This is a genomic window from Streptomyces sp. NPDC014870, assembly GCF_043081505.1.
Classification (GTDB): Bacteria; Actinomycetota; Actinomycetes; order Streptomycetales; family Streptomycetaceae; genus Streptomyces.
Map to the genome: position 1 here is coordinate 922,409 of NZ_JBIBWQ010000001.1, position 18,159 is coordinate 940,567.

Sequence of the window (18,159 nt, forward strand, 5' to 3'; positions counted from 1 at the left end):
GGGTGGCCTGGGGGGGGCGCCGACAGGCCCCGTCGGGTGCGGGGTCAGGACGCGAAGAGGCGGACGGGCCAGGCCGCGTGCTGTTCGGCGGTGATGTCGAGGAGGGGTGAGGAGGCGGCCGGGAGGGCGTCGATGCCCTGCTGGGCGGCCTGTGCCGCCCGCTCGGCGACCCGGTCCATCTCCGGGGCGAGGCGGGCGAGGACGGCGGTGGCCTTGAACGGGTCCAGGCTCAGCAGCCGTACGGCCGCGGTGGCCGGGGCGCTGACCGTCTCGTAGGCGACGCAGTGCGCGGCGTCCAGGGGGCCGAGCCCGGCCGCGCGCGCGGCGAAGCCGAGGACGACCGGCTGGTGCGCGCCGCGGGGGAACGCGGCGGCGAGCGCGTCGAGTTCGGCGCACGGCCAGGTGGACCGGGCCGCCCGCATCATCTGCCGACCGAGCCTGCGGGCCGCCGCCCGCAGGGCGGGCGAGGGCGTGCGGGCGTCGGCGGCGGCGTCGAGGGCCTCCGGGTCGTGGCCGTGGGCGGCCGCCGCGGAGAGGCCCGCCGCGGTGAGCCCGGCGGTGTGGAGGCGGCCCCGGCAGAACGCGGCGAGGCTCACGGGGTCCGTGATCCGGCCGGCCCGGACGGCCGCCTCGGCTCCACCGGAGTGGGCGTGTCCGCCGGCGGGGAAGCGCCCGTCGGCGAGCACGAGCAGCGCCGCCCGGCCGGCGAAGCCCCTCTCCTCGGTGATCGCGGGGGACGCCATCAGAAGAGGAAGTAGCGCTGGGCGAGGGGCAGTTCCTCGGCGGGGGCGGGCTCGACGGCTTCGCCGTCGATGGTGACGGTGAAGGTGTCGGCGTCGACCTCCACCCGGGGCAGGGCGTCGTTCTCCCGCATGTCCGCCTTGGTGACCCGCCGGGTGTTCTTGATCGCGACGAACTTCCGGTCCAGGCCGAGGCGTTCGGGGAGATCGTCCTCGATGGCGGTCTGGGTGACGAAGTTCAGGGAGTTGCCCGCCGGCGCCTTGCCGAGGGCCCCGAACATGGGGCGGGGCAGGATCGGCTGGGGGGTGGGGATGGAGGCGTTGGCGTCGCCCATCTGCGCGTAGGCGATCTGGCCGCCCTTCAGCACGACCAGCGGCTTCACCCCGAAGAAGGCGGGCTCCCACAGCACGAGGTCGGCGAGCTTGCCGGTCTCGACCGAACCGATCTCGTGGTCGAGGCCCTGGGCCACCGCCGGGTTGATCGTGTACTTGGCGACATAGCGACGTGCCCGGTGGTTGTCGGCGCGACCGTCGCCCGGCAGCGCGCCCCGGCGCTTCTTCATCACGTGCGCGGTCTGCCAGGTGCGCATGACGACCTCGCCGATGCGCCCCATGGCCTGCGAGTCGGAGGAGATGATCGAGATGGCACCGAGGTCGTGGAGCACGTCCTCGGCGGCGATGGTCGAGGGCCGGATGCGGGACTCGGCGAAGGCGAGGTCCTCCGGGACGGCCGGGTTGAGGTGGTGACAGACCATCAGCATGTCGAGGTGTTCCTCGATCGTGTTGACGGTGTGCGGCCGGGTCGGGTTGGTGGAGCTGGGCAGGACGTACGGCTCGGAGACGACGGTGATGATGTCCGGCGCGTGCCCGCCGCCCGCGCCCTCGGTGTGGTACGCGTGAATGGTGCGCCCCGCGATGGCCGCGAGGGTGTCGCCGACGAACCCGGCCTCGTTCAGGGTGTCGGTGTGGATGGCGAGTTGGGCGCCGCTCTCGTCGCAGACGGTCAGGCAGGCGTCGATGACGGCAGGGGTCGCACCCCAGTCCTCGTGGATCTTGAACCCGAGTGCTCCGCCCCGCAGTTGGGAGTACATGGCCTCGCGGGACATCGTGTTGCCCTTGCCGAGCAGCCCGATGTTGACCGGGGAGTTCTCCAGGGCCGCGAACATCCCGGCGAGGTGCCAGGGTCCCGGCGTGACGGTGGTCGCCTTGGTGCCTTCGGCGGGTCCTGTTCCGCCGCCGACGAGGGTCGTGATGCCGGAGGCGAGGGCCTCGTCGATGATGGTCGGCGCGATGAAGTGGATGTGGGTGTCGATCCCGCCGGCCGTGACGATCCGGCCGTTGCCCACGATCACCTCGGTCTCCGGACCGATGACCAGGTCGGGGTGGACCCCGTCCATGGTGTCGGGGTTGCCGGCCTTGCCGATGCCGGTGATCCGGCCGTCGCGGATGCCGATGTCGGCCTTGACCACGCCCCAGTGGTCGATGATCACGGCGCCCGTGATCACGGTGTCGGGCGCGCCCTCGGCCCGGGTCGTGCGGGCCTGGCCCATCGACTCGCGGATGACCTTGCCGCCGCCGAAGACGGCTTCGTCGCCTGCGCGGCCCGGGCCGCCGGAGCGGTCTTCCTCGATCTCGACGAGGAGGTCGGTGTCGGCGAGCCGGATGCGGTCACCGGTGGTGGGGCCGAACAGGTCGGCGTAGACGGCGCGGTGCAGCTCAGGCACGGTCGCCTCCGTTCGCGTGGATCACGTCGTCGGCGGCCCGCGCCTCGTCCGTGTCGAGGGGGCCCGCGGTCTCGCCGCGCAGGCCGGGGACGATCCGGTGGCCCGCCAGCGGGACGAGTTCGACCTCGACCGGGATGCCGGGCTCGAAGCGCACGGCCGTGCCGGCGGCGATGTGCAGCCGCAGGCCGCGCGCGGCGGCGCGGTCGAAGGCGAGACCGGGGTTGGCCTCGGCGAAGTGGTAGTGGGAGCCGACCTGGACGGGCCGGTCGGCGGCGTTGAGGACGGTGAGACGGGTGACCGGTCGGCCCTCGTTGAGGGCGACGGAACCTTCACCGAAAAGGATCTCTCCGGGAATCATCGGCGGCGCTCCCCCGTCACACGATCGGGTCATGGACGGTGACGAGCTTGGTGCCGTCCGGGAAGGTGGCCTCGACCTGGACGTCGTGGATCATCTCCGGGATCCCGGCCATCACGTCGTCGCGGGTGAGCACCTTGCGGCCGGAGGCCATGAGCTCCGCGACGGTCCGGCCGTCGCGGGCGCCCTCCAGGATGTGGGTGGTGATGAGAGCGACGGCCTCGGGGTGGTTGAGCTTCACGCCGCGGGCCCTGCGCTTCTCGGCCACGTCGGCGGCCACATGGATGAGCAGGCGTTCCTGCTCGTGCGGCGTCAATTGCACGCTTCCACCTCACAGTCGTCCACCGGGCAGGTCCCCGGACAGCAGCGGACCTTACCGATCGTCAACACTCTGTTGAGCTGCGGTGATGGTCCGCCCGGCCAGACATTGCACGTTAGGGCGGAAGTTTTTCCGGCGCGTTAACTCGGGCTTTGCATCTCCATGGACATGAGACCGCGCAGGCCGTCCTGGATCGTCTCGACGTCCACGTCGCCGAAGAGCGCCTGCTGGGCGATGAACCCCTGGGCGGTGGCGATGAGGGTGCGGGCCATCCGGTCGGGCTCCACGTCGGCCGTCATCAGCCCGGTCTCGCGGTAGACGTCCACGAGCTCCGCCCAGAGGGCGCGCATGCCGTCGAAGCCGCTCGCGAGGGTCTGGAACAGTGCCTCGTCGCGCAGGGTCTCCGACCACACCTGAAGGATGAGCCGCGCGAAGGCCTGGCGGTCCGCGCCGGGGATCCGCTCCTCGAGTACGAGCCGCAGGACCGCGCCGAGGAGGACGTCGGGCGTGGGCGGCGGCGTCGCCTTCGAGGCCTCCGCGAAAGCACCCCGTATGGCGGTGAAAGCCTCGGCGGCGATGGCCGCGATCAGCTCCTCCTTGCCGCTGAAGTAGCGGTAGACGGCGCCGGCCGAGAGGCCCACCTCGGTCAGGACGTCCTGCATGGACGTGGCGTGGAAGCCGTTGCGGGCGAAGCAGCGCGCGGCGCCGTCGAGGATCTGACGGCGGCGGGCGTCGAGGTGTTCCTGAGAGACACGGGCCATGACCAAAACCTAAAACGAACATTCATTCTTGACAAGCGACCACTCCGGCGGGACAGTGACAGGGTCGGTAAAACGAACGATCCTTCTCTTTGAATCGAGTCCGCCATGCCCGCCACCACCCGCAAGACCCTCGCGGTGCTGGTACTGATCCCGGTCGTCGTGGCCCTGGCCCTGTGGGCCTTCGCCTGGCCCGCCGCCCGGATCGCCCCGCGCGACCTGCCCATCGGCGTCGCGGGTCCGGCCACCGCCACCGCCCCGCTGGAACAGCGCCTCGCCGACCGCGACGGCGCCTTCGACGTGCACCGCTACGAGTCCGAGGCCGCCGCCCGCGAGGCGATACAGGACCGGGTCGTATACGGCGCGGTGGTCGTGACCCCGCAAGGACCCGAACTGCTGACCGCCTCCGCCGCGAGCCCCGTCGTCGCCGGGCTGCTGCGCGAGGCCGTCACCGCCCAGGTACCGGCCGGCACCCCGCTCACGGTGACCGATGTCGTCCCGGCCCCCGCCGGCGACCCGCGCGGCAGCGCGTTCGGGGCGGGCCTCTTCCCGCTGGTCCTGGCCGGCGCGGCCGCCGGCATCGTGGTGACCGTCCTCGGTCTGCGCGGGGCACGGGCGGCGGGCACCCTGCTCGGCGCGGCGGCGCTCGCGGGGCTCACCGGCGCCGCGCTCGCCCACAGCTGGCTCGGCGTGCTCGCCGGTGACTGGTGGGCGGAGGCCGGGGTCCTCGGACTGACCGTGCTCGCGATCGGGTCGGCCATCGCGGGGCTCGCGGCGCTCATCGGCAGGGCGGGCATCGGCGTCGGGGCCCTGCTGATGATCCTGCTGGGCAACCCGTTCTCGGGCGTCGCGAGCGCGCCCGAACTCCTCCCGGCCCCGGTGGGCGTGCTCGGCCAGTGGCTCCCGCCGGGCGCGGGCGGTTCGGCACTGCGCTCCGTCGCCTTCTTCGACGGGGCGGGCGCGGGCACGGCGCTGCTCGTCCTCGGCGCCTGGGCGGCGGCAGGGCTGGCCGCGGTGCTCGTGGGCGGCGCGCGCAGCCGGGCGGCGACCGGCGCGTCGACGCCCGCCCCGGCACCCGAACCGGCGCCGGTGGGCTGACGCCCTTCTCGTACGGCCGCGTGCCCCCGCTGTAGCGGACGGGGGCACGCGGCTTTCTCATGTGCCGGGCGTGCCGGAAGCGTTCAGGTGCCTTGCGGGCGGTGGCGCGCCGCGATGCCGAAGCGGCCCTGTTCACCCGGAGCGGACGAGAGCGGGTGGATCTCGGAGACCACGCTGCCCGCCAGATCCTCGGCCGTCTCCTGCTGCGCTTCGAGTCGTTCCAGGTCAGCGGCCGAGACCAGCGCCACGAGCGGCTTGCCGTGGCGGGTCACGACGACCCGTTCGTTGCCGTACACCACGCGGTTGATCAGGTCGGCGAGCTCTGCACGTGCTTGCGTCACCGGAATCTCGTAGGCCATGCTCCTCATCTTACGACCTGTACGTCCTGTACATTTTTTACAGGGAGGCGCCGCCATGCACGCTCGCTACGTCCTGCCCGAGTTCACCGAGCGCAATAGCTTCGGGAGCCGGACCCTCGACCCGTACTCCAAGCTGCTCGAGAACCGCATCGTCTTCCTGGGCACCCCCATCGACGGGACCTCGGCCAACGACGTCATCGCACAGCTCCTGCACCTGGAGTACGCCGATCCGGACCGGGACATCGCGCTCTACATCAACTCCCCCGGCGGCTCGATGAGCGCCATGTCCGCGATCTACGACACGATGCAGGTCGTCACCTGCGAGGTGGAGACCACCTGCCTCGGGCAGGCCGTCTCGACCGCGGCCGTGCTGCTCGCGGCCGGCGCGCCCGGCAAGCGGCTCGCGCTGCCCGGAGCTCGGGTCGTGCTCCAGCAGCCCTCGATGGACGAGCCGTTGCAGGGGCAGCCGAGCGATCTCGACATCCAGGCACGGGAATTGCTCCGGCAGCGCGCCATGCTGGCCGGGATGCTGGTCACGCACACCGGCCGGAGCCGGGAGCGGATCGACGCCGACATCGACCGGACCACGGTCCTCGACGCCACCGCCGCGACCGCGTACGGCCTGGTGGACCATGTCGTCCAGAACCGCGGGGCGTCCGGCGGCGCCGCCGGGAGGTGAGCCGGGATGGTTCCCGAACTGCCGCCGCTGCCCGCCCTGACGCGCGCCGAGGGCGAGTTCATCGACGCCTATCTCGAAGTCGTCGATCTGCTGGGCCGTATCAATCCATCCAGGGCGTCGCATACCTATGGAGCGCTGCGGGCGGCTCAGGCGCTGGTGGGGCGGGCCAACGCCCTGCGGGACGCACTGACGGCGATGCATACGCGCGGCGAGAGCGAGGTGCACGCGGAGACATTGGCGCGTGCCCTGCGGGTGTTGGACGGGGAGCGCCGGTCCGGGCGCGTCACCGTTCCGGGGACACCCGCGAGTTGACATTCCCCCGTGTCGTGTCGAGGGCCGGTCGGAGCAGCGCGGCCGCAGAATCGCTCCCCCGTTCGGCGTAGTCGACGAATCGACATATGCGCGGGGTGAGTTGCGCAACAGGTGTACGCATCTGGCGGAATTCGGGCCTTCCACCCCTGGTCCGGGACTCGTCCGCCAAACCTCCGACGATCACGAAACATGCCTGTCCACCCGAATGGATCAGTCGTGAGGAGCCTCACATAACGCCGTTTCGGCTCGGATTTCGCCCAGGTTGTGGGTCAAGATCCCTCACGACGACAAGCCCCCGCCACCGCGGCGGGGCGGTCCGGGCGGACGCCGAGTCCTGCCGCTGTCCCGGATGTCTGGTCGACAGGAGTGGATCGGCAGGAGTGGAGGACCCGAGCAGTACGGGACGGCCGGCACGAACGGGCCGTTCCTCGGGGTGAAGCCGCGACCGCGGCCGGGCGACTTCGCCAGCCCGAACCCGACAGGTCATCCTTCACAGGCGGCTGACGAAGGGTTGCGCATGACTGCGCAGATTCATGTCCCGTCCCTGCTGTCCCGGGCCGGAGCCGTCTCGGCTCTCACCCTCGCCGCCCTCGGCGGCACGATGCTGGCACCAGGTGCCGCACCGGAGGCCCAGGCCGCGACGTCGTACGCCGGCAAGGCGCTGAACATCGCGGCCTCCAAGAAGGGATCGCCCTACAAGTACGGAGCGTCGGGACCGACCCGGTTCGACTGCTCGGGGCTCACGCTCTACTCGTACAAGAAGGCGGGCAAGTCGCTGCCCCGTACCGCGCAGCAGCAGTACAACAAGACCCGGCACATCTCCGCGTCCAGCAGGCAGAAGGGGGACCTGGTCTTCTTCCACTCGGGTGGAAGGGTCTACCACGTGGGGATCTACGCGGGTAGCGGAAAGATCTGGCACTCGCCCAAGAAGGGTTCCTGGGTGAAGCTCGACAAGATCTGGACGTCCAAGGTGTATTACGGCCGGGTCCGGTGACGACCGGACCAGCCTGACGCGATACGGCAGGGTCCGGTGACGACCGGACCAGCCTGACGCGATACGGCAGGGTCCGGTGACGACCGGACCAGCCTGACGCGATACGGCCGGGTCCGGTGACGACCGGACCGGCCTGACGCGACGACGGGTGCGGTGGCGCCGCCGCACCCGTCGCTCCTCAGATCGGGGACGTCGCCGGCGAGACGGTCCAGGGGAGCTTGATCCAGACCGTCTTGCCGCCCTCGTCGGTCGGGGTGACGGAGAGCCTGCCCCCCGCCTCCGCCGTCAGGATGCGGATGATGACCATCCCGCGTCCGTTGTCCTGCTGCACCGCCGCCGGGAGCCGCTTCGGCCAGCGGGGGTGGCTGTCGGTGACGCCGATGTGGAGCTGCTCCTCGCGCTCCAGGCGGACGTCGACCGTGAAGGTGGGCGACTGGCCGAAGGTGTGCTGGACGGCGTTGGTTGCCAGCTCCGAGACGATCAGCCGGACCGTGTCGGCGGTGTCGCCGGCGCCCGCGAGCCCCCATCCGCTCAGGACGTCGGCGACATATCTCCGGGCGGCGGACACCGAGGCGGGATCGCTCGGCAGGGTGACGGTTGCTTCCTGGTGGTCTGCCATGGCGACGCTGTCCCTTTCCCACCGGGCCCGGCCCGGTTTGCACTGCGCGCCAGACTGCCACCGATCGCCCCGCCCCGCCCGGCGATCCACCAAGATATGTGCATATTTGTCGCTCGAAGCGGTGAACTCTGCGACGAGAGACCGTATTTGGGTCCCGTCAGTGGGAGGCCGCCGGTGCGGTCCGCAGGATCGTGGTGACGGCCTGCTCGATCTGGGCGTCCGTCAGATCCGCGCGGGCCGTGAGCCGCAGCCGCGAGATGCCGTCCGGGACGGACGGCGGCCGGAAGCAGCCGACGGCGAGCCCCTGCTCGCGGCAGTCGGCGGCCCACCGCAGCGCCGCTTCCGGCGAGGGCGCGCGGACGGAGACCACGGCAGCGTCCGGGCGCACGGCGGTCAGACCGGCCTCGGTGAGCAGCCGGTGCAGCGTGGCGGCGACGGTCCTTGCCCGCTCGGCGAGACCGGGTTCGTCCCGGATCACCCGCAGGCTGCTCAGGGCGGCGCCGACGGCGGCCGGGGCGAGCCCGGTGTCGAAGATGAACGTCCGGGCCGCGTTGACCAGGTGCTCGATCACCCGGGCCGGCCCGAGCACCGCTCCGCCCTGGCTGCCCAGGGACTTGGAGAGGGTGAGGGTGGCGACCACGTCGGGGTCGCCCGCGAGGCCGGCCGCGTGCAGGGCGCCCCGGCCGCCGTCGCCGAGCACGCCGAGGCCGTGGGCGTCGTCCACGACGAGCCCGGCGCCGTGCGCCCGGCAGACCTCGGCCAGCTCGGGCAGCGGGGCCCGGTCGCCGTCGACCGAGAACACGGAGTCGGAGACCACGAGCGCCCGGCGGTCCGGGTGGGCCTGGAGGGTCTTGCGTACCGCCTCGGGCTCGGCGTGCGGGACCACGGCCGTCTCGGCGCGCGAGAGCCGGCAGCCGTCCACGATCGAGGCGTGGTTGCCCGCGTCGGAGACGATCAGCGCGTCACGCCCGCTCAGCGCGGTGAGCGCGGCGAGGTTGGCGGTGTAGCCGGAGGAGAAGACGAGGGCCGCCTCGAAGCCGCAGAACGCGGCGAGTTCGCTTTCGAGCCGGGCGTGCAGCCGTGTGGTACCGGTGACCAGCCGCGAGCCGGTGGACCCCGCGCCCCAGCGCCGGGCGGCCTCGGCGGCGGCCTCGGTCACCTCCGGCCGGCGGGTCAGTCCGAGGTAGTCGTTGCTCGCCAGATCGAGCGGCTCCGCCTCGGCGGACCGGGGCCGCAGCGTGCGGACGAGTCCCGCCTCCGCACGGCGGCGCGCCTCCGCGTCGGTCCAGTCGAACGGGGTCCGGCGGGTGTCCTCGTCCCGGTGCATGGGCCAGATCCTTTTGTAGGCAGCGCACAGACCCTAACCGTCCGGGGCCAGGGACAGGGTGTGGTCATCCACACACGTCAAACTGGCGCGTTTGTTCAGATCCTCCTTGGCCGCGGGGTGTGCCGTAAGCAAGGATCAGCCCTTATGGACCTGCTGAACACGCTGGTGGACAAGGGGCTGCGGCGCGAGCTGCCGAGCCGTGAAGAAGCGCTCGCCGTGCTGGCGACCTCCGACGACGAACTGCTCGATGTGGTGGCCGCGGCGGGCAAGGTGCGCCGCCAGTGGTTCGGGCGTCGCGTGAAGCTGAACTACCTCGTCAATCTGAAGTCGGGGCTGTGCCCCGAGGACTGCTCGTACTGTTCGCAGCGGCTCGGCTCGACGGCCGGGATCCTGAAGTACAGCTGGCTGAAGCCGGACGAGGCCTCCCAGGCGGCGGCCGCCGGTGTCGCGGGCGGGGCCAAGCGGGTCTGCCTGGTGGCGAGCGGCCGCGGGCCGACGGACCGGGACGTGGAGCGGGTCGGGAAGACGATCGAAGCCATCAAGGAGCAGAACGAGGGCGTCGAGGTCTGTGCCTGCCTGGGGCTGCTCTCGGACGGTCAGGCCGAGCGGCTGCGCGAGGCGGGCGCCGACGCCTACAACCACAACCTGAACACGTCCGAGGGGACGTACGGGGAGATCACGACCACCCACACCTACGCGGACCGGGTGGACACCGTGCAGAAGGCGCACGCCGCCGGTCTTTCGGCCTGCTCGGGGCTGATCGCGGGCATGGGCGAGAGCGACGAGGACCTGGTCGACGTCGTCTACGCGCTCCGCGAGCTGGACTCGGACTCGGTGCCGGTCAACTTCCTGATCCCCTTCGAGGGCACTCCGCTGGCGAAGGAGTGGAACCTCACCCCGCAGCGCTGCCTGCGGATCCTGGCGATGGTCCGGTTCGTCTGCCCGGACGTCGAGGTCCGGATCGCGGGCGGGCGCGAGGTGCACCTGCGCTCGATGCAGCCGCTCGCGCTGAACATCGCGAACTCGATCTTCCTCGGCGACTATCTGACGAGCGAGGGCCAGGCCGGCAAGGCGGACCTGGACATGATCGCGGACGCGGGCTTCGAGGTGGAGGGCGCGGGCACGACCACGCTGCCCGCGCACCGTGCGGACGCGCTCGCGGCGGCGGGCGCCGCGGCCGGTGCGGCCGGTGGCTGTGGCTCGGCGGCGTCGGCGGGTTGCGGCTCGCACGCCGAGGCGGGCGCGGAGGCCGGCGCGGGCGGCTGCGGCTCGCACGCGGGCGGCGGCGGCTGCGGGCCGTGCGGCGGCCACGCGGCGGCGGCCGCCCCGGAGCCGGTCGCTCAGTCCGACGCCGAGGTGCCGACGCAGGTCGCCGCCGACGCGTCCAACGCCCGGACCGACCTGGTGGCCGTGCGCCGTCGCGGCGCCGGAACGGACCTCGCGCCGAATGCGTAACGACGAGCTCGTCGCCCTTGACCGGGCGCACGTCTGGCATCCGTACGGCCCCATGCCGGGACGCGTGGATCCGCTGGTCGTCGCGTCCGCGTCCGGGGTGCGCCTCCGTCTCGCCGAACCGGCTTACGGACAGGCCGAGTTGATCGACGGCATGTCCTCGTGGTGGTCCGCGATCCACGGCTACAACCACCCCGTGCTCAACGAGGCCGCACGCGGTCAGCTGGACCGGATGAGCCACGTCATGTTCGGCGGACTCACCCACGAGCCGGCGGTCCGGCTCGCGACGCGTCTGGTGGAGATCACCCCCGAGCCGCTGCGGCACGTCTTCCTCAGCGACTCCGGTTCGGTCTCCGTCGAGGTCGCGGCCAAGATGTGCCTGCAGTACTGGCGCTCGGTCGGGCGCCCGGAGAAGCAGCGGTTGCTGACCTGGCGCGGCGGCTACCACGGCGACACCTGGCAGCCCATGTCGGTGTGCGACCCCGAGGGCGGGATGCACGAGCTGTGGTCGGGCGTGCTGCAGCGGCAGATCTTCGTCGAGGCGCCGCCGGTCGCGTACGAGGAGCGGTACGCGGAGCTGCTGCGGGCCGAGATCGCCCGGCACGCGGACGAGACGGCGGCCGTCGTCGTGGAGCCGGTGGTGCAGGGCGCCGGCGGCATGCGGTTCCACGCGCCGGAGTACCTCCGGGTGCTGCGGGAGGCGTGCGACGCGCATGACGTCCTGCTGGTGTTCGACGAGATCGCGACCGGCTTCGGCCGTACGGGCGCCCTGTTCGCGGCGGACCACGTGGGCGTCTCGCCCGATGTGATGTGTGTGGGCAAGGCTTTGACCGGCGGTTATCTGTCGATGGCGGCGACGCTCTGCACCTCCCGGGTCGCCGAGGGGATCTCGCGCGGCGAGGTCCCGGTCCTCGCCCACGGGCCGACGTTCATGGGCAATCCGCTGGCCGCCGCGGTGGCCTGCGCCTCGATCGATCTGCTCCTTTCCCAGGACTGGGCGGTGGAGGTCAAGCGGATCGAGTCCGGTCTGCGCGCGGGCCTGGCGCCCGCGGCCGCGCTGCCGGGGGTCCGTGACGTACGGGTCCTCGGCGCCATCGGTGTCGTCCAGCTCGATCACGAGGTCGACATGGCCGCGGCGACGGAGGCGGCGGTCCGCGCGGGCGTCTGGCTGCGGCCGTTCCGCGACCTGATCTACACGATGCCGCCGTTCGTGACCGGCGACGAGGACCTGGCGCGGATCTGCGCGGGGGTCCGCGCCGCCGCCGCGGCGGGCTGAGGACATCGCACGGAGCCGGCCGCGACGGGCCGATCGGAGAGGACTGCACACACATGAGCATCATCGTCGTCAGTGGTACGGGTACGGAGATCGGCAAGACGATCGTCACCGCCGCCCTGGCCGCCGTGGCCACCCGCGAGGGTCGGTCCGTGGCCGTGCTCAAGCCCGCGCAGACCGGCCTCGCGCCGGGCGAGCGCGGGGACGCGGACGAGGTCGTCCGGCTCTCCGGGGCCGCGACCTCGCTCGAACTGGCCCGGTTCCCCGAGCCATTGGCTCCCGCGACCGCCGCCCGGCGGGCCGCGATGACCCCGGTCGGCCCGCGTGAGGTCGCGGAGGCGGCGGGCAAGCTGGCCGCCGAGCACGATCTGGTCCTCGTGGAGGGCGCGGGCGGGCTCCTCGTCCGCTTCGACCACGACGGCGGCACGCTCGCCGACGCGGCCCGGCTCCTCGGGGCCCCGGTCCTGGTGGTGACGCCCGCCGGACTCGGCACGCTCAACTCGACCGCGCTGACCGCCGAGGCCCTCGCGGCGCGCGGCATCGAGCAGCTCGGCGTCGTGGTCGGCAGCTGGCCGTCCGCACCGGACCTCGCCTCGCGCTGCAATCTGGCCGACCTGCCGGAGGCGGCGGGAGCACCGCTGCTCGGTGCGGTGCCGGAGGGCGCGGGCGGTCTCGACCCGGACGTGTTCCGGGCGGAGGCGGCGCGGTGGCTGGCCCCGGCGCTCGGCGGGACCTGGGCGGCGGACACGCTCTGACGGCCGGAGGGCGGCTAGGCCCTCTCAAGGCCCTTCGGTCGCCGCGGTCCGCCCGGTCTCCGTAGGCTTGTGCCATGCGCGTACACGTCTCGGAGCTGGTCTTCGACTGCGGTGACCCGGCCTCGCTGGTGCGGTTCTGGGCCGGACTGCTCGGCGGCAGTCCGGTCGACCGGAGCCCCGACTGGTCGTACGTCGAGCCGCCCGGCTTCGTCCGGATCGCCTTCCAGCAGGTGCCCGAGGGCAAGGTCGCGAAGAACCGGCTCCATCTGGACCTGCACGCGCCCGATGTGATTGCGGCGGCCGACGAGGCCGTCCTCCTGGGGGCCGCGCGCTCGGGCGGACTCGTCACCGACGAGCAGGGCGACTTCCAGGTGATGCTGGACCCCGAGGGCAACGAGTTCTGTTTCGTGGCGGGCTGAACGGGGCGGAACGGGGCAGAATCACCCCGTTCGTGTCTCACGAGGAGGCCCCGATGTCATCACGTACCGCCCGGGTCCCCCGGGACGCCGTCCACCATCCGCTGTTCGCCCGCTTCTACGCCCGCTTCAGCGTCTCCGCCGACACCAAGGGCGGCGTCGGCGCCCTGCGCGCGGAGCTGCTGACCGGTCTTTCCGGCCGGGTCATCGAGGTCGGCGCGGGGAACGGGCTGAACTTCGCGTACTACCCTGCGGCCGTGTCCGAGGTGGTGGCCATCGAACCGGAGCGTCATCTGCGGCAGTTGGCCGTCGAGGCCGCCCGGGGCGCCGATGTGCCGGTGGATGTCGTGCCGGGGGCGGCGGAGGCGCTTCCGGTGAAGAGCGAGGCCTTCGACGCGGCGGTCGCCTCGCTGGTGCTGTGCACGGTCCGGGACGTGCCGCGCGCGCTCGCGGAGGTGCGCCGGGTGCTGCGGCCGGGTGGCGAACTGCGGTTCTTCGAGCACGGAGTGGCGCCGTCGGCGGGGATGGCGCGGACCCAGCGGGTGCTTGACCGCACGGTGTGGCCGCTGCTGTTCGGCGGCTGCCACACGGGCCGTGACCCGGTGGCGGCGATCGAGGCGGCGGGCTTCGAGGACGTCACGTACCGCAGCTTCGTCGTCCCGGAGGGCGGTCCGAAGCTGCCCAGCTCGTACTGCGTCCTCGGCACGGCGCGTAAGCAGAGCTGAGCTGAGTCGAGCTGAGCTGAGCGATCGGGTGCCTCAGCGGCTCCACTGGCGCAGTTCGTCGGCGATGGCCCGGACGTCCGCCTCGCCCTTCTTCACCAGCCGGGCCAGGTCCCTGACCTGCTCCGGCGAGGTGACGACCTTGAGGCCGCTGGCGACGAGGTAGCCGTAGGCGACGGCCGAGGCGAACATCGCGTTGGAGTGCTCCAGGGCCGGGACGTGCAGCAGGAGTTGGAGCAGGGCGGCGGCGCGGGCGTGCGGGTCTCCGTACACCGGCACGCCGAAGATCTCGGCGTCGTGCCGGCCGACCGCGGCGACGAGCGCGCCCCAGTCGGAGACCTGGGGGTCGCCGGGTGTCTGGTGTTCGGCCACCATGAGCAGCCAAGAGAGGTCGACCGTGAGGCTCATGCGGTGCGGTCGCGCTCCGTCCCGAACTCCTCGGCGAAGACCGTTTCGTACTGCTTCATGAAATCGGCCGCCGCCTCGACGAAGGCGCGCCCGGACTCCCCGGCGTCCTGCTGGACGAGTTCCTCGATGTACCGGTTGACGCTCACGCCGCGCTGCTGCGCCCGCCGGCGGGCGGTGTCGGCGGTCGTCTCGTCCACCCGGACGTTCAACTGGGTCTTGGCCACACGACCACGCTAGCGCCGGGGTGCTAGCACCGGCAAGGGCGGCGGCGCAAGACCCGCGTCCGTCCCCGCGCCCCTCCGCCAGGCCCCGGTTCCGCTACGCGCAGGACGGGCAGAGCCCGCGGTACGTGACCTCGGCCGTCGAGACCGTGAAGCCGAAGCGCTCCCCCGCCGGCAGGTCGGCCAGCGGGTCGCCGTGCGGGTGGACGTCCCGGATGGTGCCGCAGCGGGAGCAGACGAGGTGCTGGTGCGGGTGGTGGGCGTTCGGGTCGTAGCGCTTGGCCCGGCCGTCGGTGGAGACCTCGACGACCTCGCCGAGGGAGACCAGCTCGCCCAGCGTGTTGTAGACGGTCGCCCTGGAGATCTCCGGCAGCCGCTCGGCGGCGCGGACATGGACCTCGTCGGCCGTCAGGTGCACATGGTCGCCGTCGAGGACCTCGGCCACGACGCGCCGCTGGGAGGTCATCCGCCAGCCACGCCCACGCAGTCGCTCCAGCAGGTCGCTCATTTCGGTTCACCCATTCAGCTTGGTTTTCGGCGGGACACACGACGTTCACCCAGGGACGGCAGGCTTTCCGATCGGGTAGAGGGTTGGCGTGCTTCTTGACTTGGACTCTGTCCATCGTAGGATCGGTTCCGGCAATAGCCAAGGGACAACATGGCTCCGGTCGGGCGGCACAACCGCCCGTCCGGACCGCCCGCCCCGGCTGAGCAACGCGATCCGCCCCGTCCGGAAGGATTCCCATGTCCGAGAACCACGATGCAGTCGTCACCGACGCGAAAGCGGAGGGCGCGGGTGGCTGCCCGGTCGCGCACACGCGCGCCGCTCACCCGACTCAGGGTGGTGGCAACCGTCAGTGGTGGCCGGATCGGCTCAATCTGAAGATCCTCGCCAAGAACCCGGCCGTGGCGAACCCGCTCGGCGAGGAGTTCGACTACGCCGAGGCGTTCAACGCGCTCGACCTGCCGGCCGTGAAGCGGGACATCGCCGAGGTGCTCACCACCTCGCAGGACTGGTGGCCGGCCGACTTCGGCAACTACGGCCCGCTGATGATCCGCATGGCCTGGCACTCCGCCGGCACGTACCGCATCAGCGACGGCCGCGGTGGCGCCGGCGCCGGCCAGCAGCGCTTCGCGCCGCTGAACAGCTGGCCGGACAACGGCAACCTCGACAAGGCCCGCCGTCTGCTGTGGCCGGTCAAGCAGAAGTACGGCCAGTCCATCTCCTGGGCCGACCTCATGATCCTCACCGGCAACGTGGCCCTGGAGACGATGGGCTTCAAGACCTTCGGCTTCGCCGGCGGCCGCGCCGACGTGTGGGAGGCGGACGAGGACGTCTACTGGGGCCCGGAGACCACCTGGCTCGGCGACGAGCGCTACACCGGTGACCGCGAGCTGGAGAACCCGCTCGGCGCGGTCCAGATGGGTCTCATCTACGTGAACCCGGAAGGCCCCAACGGCAACCCGGACCCGATCGCCGCCGCCCGCGACATCCGCGAGACCTTCCGCCGCATGGCGATGAACGACGAGGAGACCGTCGCCCTCATCGCCGGTGGCCACACCTTCGGCAAGACCCACGGCGCCGGCCCGGCCGACAACGTCGGCGCCGACCCCGAGGCCGCGCCGATGGACGCGCAGGGACTGGGCTGGGCCAGCACGTACAACACGGGCAAGGGCGCCGACGCGATCACCAGTGGCCTCGAGGTCACCTGGACCACGACGCCGGCCCAGTGGAGCCACGACTTCTTCAAGCACCTCTTCGAGTACGAGTACGAGCTCACCCAGAGCCCGGCCGGTGCGCACCAGTGGGTGGCGAAGAACGCCGAGGCGATCATCCCGGACGCGTACGACGCGTCGAAGAAGCACCTCCCGACGATGCTCACCACCGACCTGTCGCTCCGCTTCGACCCGGTCTACGAGCAGATCTCGCGGCGCTTCTACGAGAACCCCGAGCAGTTCGCGGACGCCTTCGCTCGCGCCTGGTACAAGCTCACGCACCGTGACATGGGCCCGGTCGTGCGCTACCTCGGCGCGGAGGTCCCCTCGGAGGAGCTGCTCTGGCAGGACCCGCTGCCGGCGCGCGAGGGCGAGCAGCTCGACGCGGCCGACATCGCCTCCCTCAAGGAGCGGATCCTCGGCTCGGACCTCACGGTCTCGCAGCTGGTCTCCGCCGCCTGGGCCGCCGCCTCGTCCTTCCGCGGCAGCGACAAGCGCGGTGGCGCCAACGGCGGTCGCATCCGCCTGGAGCCGCAGCGCAACTGGGAGGTCAACAACCCGGACGAGCTGGCCCAGGTCCTCCGTACGCTCGAAGGCGTCCAGGAGTCCTTCAACGCCGCCGGCGCCAAGAAGGTCTCGCTGGCCGACCTCGTGGTGCTCGCGGGCTCCGCGGCCGTCGAGCAGGCGGCCAAGGACGGCGGCTTCGCCGTCGAGGTGCCGTTCACGCCGGGCCGTGTCGACGCCGCGCAGGAGCAGACGGACGTCGAGTCGTTCGCCGCGCTCGAGCCGGCCGCCGACGGCTTCCGCAACTACGTGGGCAAGGGCAACCGTCTGCCGGCCGAGTACCTGCTGGTCGACAAGGCGAACCTGCTGACCCTGAGCGCACCCGAGCTGACCGTCCTCGTCGGCGGTCTGCGCGTCCTGGGCGCCAACCAGGGCGGGTCGAAGCACGGTGTCCTCACCACCAAGCCGGGCACGCTCTCGAACGACTTCTTCGTGAACCTGCTCGACCTGGGCACCGCGTGGAAGGCGACGTCCTCGGCGCAGGACGAGTTCGAGGCCCGTGACGCCGCCACGGGCGCGGTCAAGTGGACCGGCACCCGTGCCGACCTGGTCTTCGGCTCGAACTCCGAGCTGCGCGCGCTCGCCGAGGTCTACGCGAGCGACGACGCGAAGGAGAAGTTCGTGAAGGACTTCGTCGCCGCGTGGGTCAAGGTCATGGAGCTGGACCGCTTCGACCTGGTCTGACCACCCGGCAGCCGTCAGTCGTGACGTCCGGGCGCGCCCTCGGGGGCGGGCCCGGACGTCCGTCGTTCGGCGGATCCCGCGTTCCGCATGCCGAAACACGGTTTACGGGCGGCCGGAACCGGTGGTGGGATTCCGGACATGACCGCACCGCAGACACGGGCCGCCGCACCGGCCGACCTCGACGCCGTCCTCGCCTTCTGGAAGACCGCCGCCGAGGGCACGAGCATCAGCGACGACCGCGACGGGATCGAGCGGCTCGTCGCCCGTGACCCCGAGGCCCTGATCCTGGCCGAGCGGGACGGCGAGCTGGTCGGCACGGTGATCGCCGGCTTCGACGGGTGGCGCTGCCATCTCTACCGCCTCGCGGTGCACCCGGACCACCGCCGCCAGGGCATCGGCGCCGCCCTGCTCGCGGCGGCGGAGGAACGTTTCGTACGCCTGGGCGGGCGGCGCGCGGACGCGATGGTGCTCGACCGCAACACGCTCGGGCAGCACGCCTGGCGAGCCGCCGCGTACGGCCCCGAGGAGCAGTGGACCCGCTGGGTGAAGCCGCTGCCCGCGGCCCCGCGCCCGTAACCCCTCTTTGCACGTCCTTTACGATGGGTGATCCCACCCAGCACGACCGAAAGGTGTGAGCGTCCGCCCATGGGCGAGCCTCCCAGTA

22 protein-coding genes and 1 riboswitch are annotated in these 18,159 nt (G+C 72.0%); of the genes, 11 read left to right on the top strand and 11 right to left on the bottom strand.

Annotated features, from left to right (window positions below; genetic code table 11):
* Positions 1-44: 44 nt before the first annotated feature.
* The 5 genes from ACF09C_RS03850 to ACF09C_RS03870 all read right to left on the bottom strand — a co-directional run bounded on the left by ACF09C_RS03850 (position 45) and on the right by ACF09C_RS03870 (position 3,899).
* A complete protein-coding gene (locus ACF09C_RS03850; protein WP_392088289.1) occupies positions 45-743 on the bottom strand; it encodes an urease accessory protein UreF in 699 nt (232 codons plus the stop codon).
* Positions 743-2,464 carry an urease subunit alpha gene (locus tag ACF09C_RS03855; RefSeq protein ID WP_392088292.1) on the bottom strand — a complete coding sequence of 574 codons (1,722 nt, stop codon included), beginning with the start codon at positions 2,462-2,464 and terminating at the stop codon, positions 743-745. Before ACF09C_RS03855 ends, ACF09C_RS03850 begins: the two co-directional genes overlap by 1 nt.
* A complete protein-coding gene (locus tag ACF09C_RS03860) occupies positions 2,457-2,822 on the bottom strand; it encodes an urease subunit beta (protein WP_392088294.1) in 366 nt (121 codons plus the stop codon). The genes ACF09C_RS03855 and ACF09C_RS03860 overlap by 8 nt, the downstream gene beginning before the upstream one ends.
* A 16-nt stretch (positions 2,823-2,838) precedes the next feature.
* Positions 2,839-3,141, bottom strand: a complete 303-nt coding sequence (locus tag ACF09C_RS03865; RefSeq protein WP_362357112.1) for an urease subunit gamma — start codon at positions 3,139-3,141, stop codon at positions 2,839-2,841.
* Positions 3,142-3,278: 137 nt separating this feature from the next.
* Positions 3,279-3,899 carry a TetR/AcrR family transcriptional regulator gene (locus ACF09C_RS03870; RefSeq protein WP_392088296.1) on the bottom strand — a complete coding sequence of 207 codons (621 nt, stop codon included), beginning with the start codon at positions 3,897-3,899 and terminating at the stop codon, positions 3,279-3,281.
* 105 nt (positions 3,900-4,004) lie between these two features.
* Here ACF09C_RS03870 and ACF09C_RS03875 point away from each other — a divergent pair, with 105 nt between their 5' ends.
* Positions 4,005-4,994: an ABC transporter permease gene (locus ACF09C_RS03875; protein ID WP_392088298.1), complete on the top strand. Its 990-nt coding sequence runs from the start codon at positions 4,005-4,007 to the stop codon at positions 4,992-4,994.
* Between the two features lie 83 nt (positions 4,995-5,077).
* Here the strand turns inward: ACF09C_RS03875 and ACF09C_RS03880 are convergent, their stop codons facing one another.
* Positions 5,078-5,353 carry a type II toxin-antitoxin system Phd/YefM family antitoxin gene (locus tag ACF09C_RS03880; RefSeq protein ID WP_392088300.1) on the bottom strand — a complete coding sequence of 92 codons (276 nt, stop codon included), beginning with the start codon at positions 5,351-5,353 and terminating at the stop codon, positions 5,078-5,080.
* 55 nt (positions 5,354-5,408) lie between these two features.
* Here ACF09C_RS03880 and ACF09C_RS03885 point away from each other — a divergent pair, with 55 nt between their 5' ends.
* The 3 genes from ACF09C_RS03885 (at position 5,409) to ACF09C_RS03895 (ending at position 7,338) form a co-directional block, all read left to right on the top strand.
* Positions 5,409-6,032 carry an ATP-dependent Clp protease proteolytic subunit gene (locus tag ACF09C_RS03885; protein ID WP_392088302.1) on the top strand — a complete coding sequence of 208 codons (624 nt, stop codon included), beginning with the start codon at positions 5,409-5,411 and terminating at the stop codon, positions 6,030-6,032.
* A gap of 6 nt (positions 6,033-6,038) precedes the next feature.
* Positions 6,039-6,344 (top strand): hypothetical protein, encoded by a 306-nt coding sequence (locus ACF09C_RS03890; RefSeq protein ID WP_392088304.1) that lies wholly within the window; start codon positions 6,039-6,041, stop codon positions 6,342-6,344.
* Between the two features lie 315 nt (positions 6,345-6,659).
* Positions 6,660-6,858: riboswitch (cyclic di-AMP (ydaO/yuaA leader) on the top strand.
* A 3-nt stretch (positions 6,859-6,861) separates the two neighbouring features.
* Positions 6,862-7,338, top strand: coding sequence for a C40 family peptidase (locus tag ACF09C_RS03895; protein ID WP_392088306.1), 477 nt, complete (start codon positions 6,862-6,864; stop codon positions 7,336-7,338).
* A 178-nt stretch (positions 7,339-7,516) separates the two neighbouring features.
* Here ACF09C_RS03895 and ACF09C_RS03900 read toward each other — a convergent pair whose 3' ends face one another.
* Complete coding sequence (locus ACF09C_RS03900) at positions 7,517-7,957, bottom strand: ATP-binding protein (RefSeq protein WP_392088308.1); 441 nt, start codon at positions 7,955-7,957, stop codon at positions 7,517-7,519.
* Between the two features lie 157 nt (positions 7,958-8,114).
* Positions 8,115-9,284, bottom strand: a complete 1,170-nt coding sequence (locus ACF09C_RS03905) for an 8-amino-7-oxononanoate synthase (RefSeq protein ID WP_392088310.1) — start codon at positions 9,282-9,284, stop codon at positions 8,115-8,117.
* Positions 9,285-9,428: 144 nt separating this feature from the next.
* On the opposite strand from ACF09C_RS03905, the gene bioB reads away from it, so the two are divergent.
* The 5 genes from bioB (at position 9,429) to ACF09C_RS03930 (ending at position 13,905) form a co-directional block, all read left to right on the top strand.
* The gene (bioB, locus tag ACF09C_RS03910; RefSeq protein WP_392088313.1) at positions 9,429-10,739 is read left to right on the top strand and encodes a biotin synthase BioB; all 1,311 of its coding nucleotides are present in this window, start codon (positions 9,429-9,431) and stop codon (positions 10,737-10,739) included.
* A complete protein-coding gene (locus ACF09C_RS03915; RefSeq protein ID WP_392088316.1) occupies positions 10,732-12,012 on the top strand; it encodes an adenosylmethionine--8-amino-7-oxononanoate transaminase in 1,281 nt (426 codons plus the stop codon). Before bioB ends, ACF09C_RS03915 begins: the two co-directional genes overlap by 8 nt.
* Positions 12,013-12,065: 53 nt before the next feature.
* Entirely contained in the window at positions 12,066-12,764 is a 699-nt protein-coding gene (bioD, locus tag ACF09C_RS03920) for a dethiobiotin synthase (protein ID WP_392088318.1), read from the top strand.
* 74 nt (positions 12,765-12,838) lie between these two features.
* The gene (locus ACF09C_RS03925) at positions 12,839-13,183 is read left to right on the top strand and encodes a VOC family protein (protein ID WP_392088321.1); all 345 of its coding nucleotides are present in this window, start codon (positions 12,839-12,841) and stop codon (positions 13,181-13,183) included.
* 53 nt (positions 13,184-13,236) lie between these two features.
* On the top strand, positions 13,237-13,905 hold the full coding sequence (locus tag ACF09C_RS03930) for a class I SAM-dependent methyltransferase (protein WP_392088323.1): 669 nt from the start codon (positions 13,237-13,239) through the stop codon (positions 13,903-13,905).
* 33 nt (positions 13,906-13,938) lie between these two features.
* Here the strand turns inward: ACF09C_RS03930 and ACF09C_RS03935 are convergent, their stop codons facing one another.
* From ACF09C_RS03935 to ACF09C_RS03945, 3 genes are all read right to left on the bottom strand, one after another.
* On the bottom strand, positions 13,939-14,310 hold the full coding sequence (locus ACF09C_RS03935) for a fic family toxin-antitoxin system, toxin component (protein WP_392088325.1): 372 nt from the start codon (positions 14,308-14,310) through the stop codon (positions 13,939-13,941).
* Positions 14,307-14,534 carry an antitoxin gene (locus ACF09C_RS03940; RefSeq protein WP_392088328.1) on the bottom strand — a complete coding sequence of 76 codons (228 nt, stop codon included), beginning with the start codon at positions 14,532-14,534 and terminating at the stop codon, positions 14,307-14,309. The genes ACF09C_RS03935 and ACF09C_RS03940 overlap by 4 nt, the downstream gene beginning before the upstream one ends.
* 94 nt (positions 14,535-14,628) lie before the next feature.
* The gene (locus ACF09C_RS03945; protein ID WP_362417411.1) at positions 14,629-15,039 is read right to left on the bottom strand and encodes a Fur family transcriptional regulator; all 411 of its coding nucleotides are present in this window, start codon (positions 15,037-15,039) and stop codon (positions 14,629-14,631) included.
* A gap of 236 nt (positions 15,040-15,275) precedes the next feature.
* Here ACF09C_RS03945 and katG point away from each other — a divergent pair, with 236 nt between their 5' ends.
* Together katG and ACF09C_RS03955 are read left to right on the top strand one after the other, a co-directional pair.
* Positions 15,276-17,495, top strand: a complete 2,220-nt coding sequence (katG, locus tag ACF09C_RS03950; RefSeq protein WP_392088331.1) for a catalase/peroxidase HPI — start codon at positions 15,276-15,278, stop codon at positions 17,493-17,495.
* A 138-nt stretch (positions 17,496-17,633) separates the two neighbouring features.
* Positions 17,634-18,071: a GNAT family N-acetyltransferase gene (locus ACF09C_RS03955; RefSeq protein WP_392088333.1), complete on the top strand. Its 438-nt coding sequence runs from the start codon at positions 17,634-17,636 to the stop codon at positions 18,069-18,071.
* The last annotated feature ends 88 nt before the right edge of the window (positions 18,072-18,159 follow it).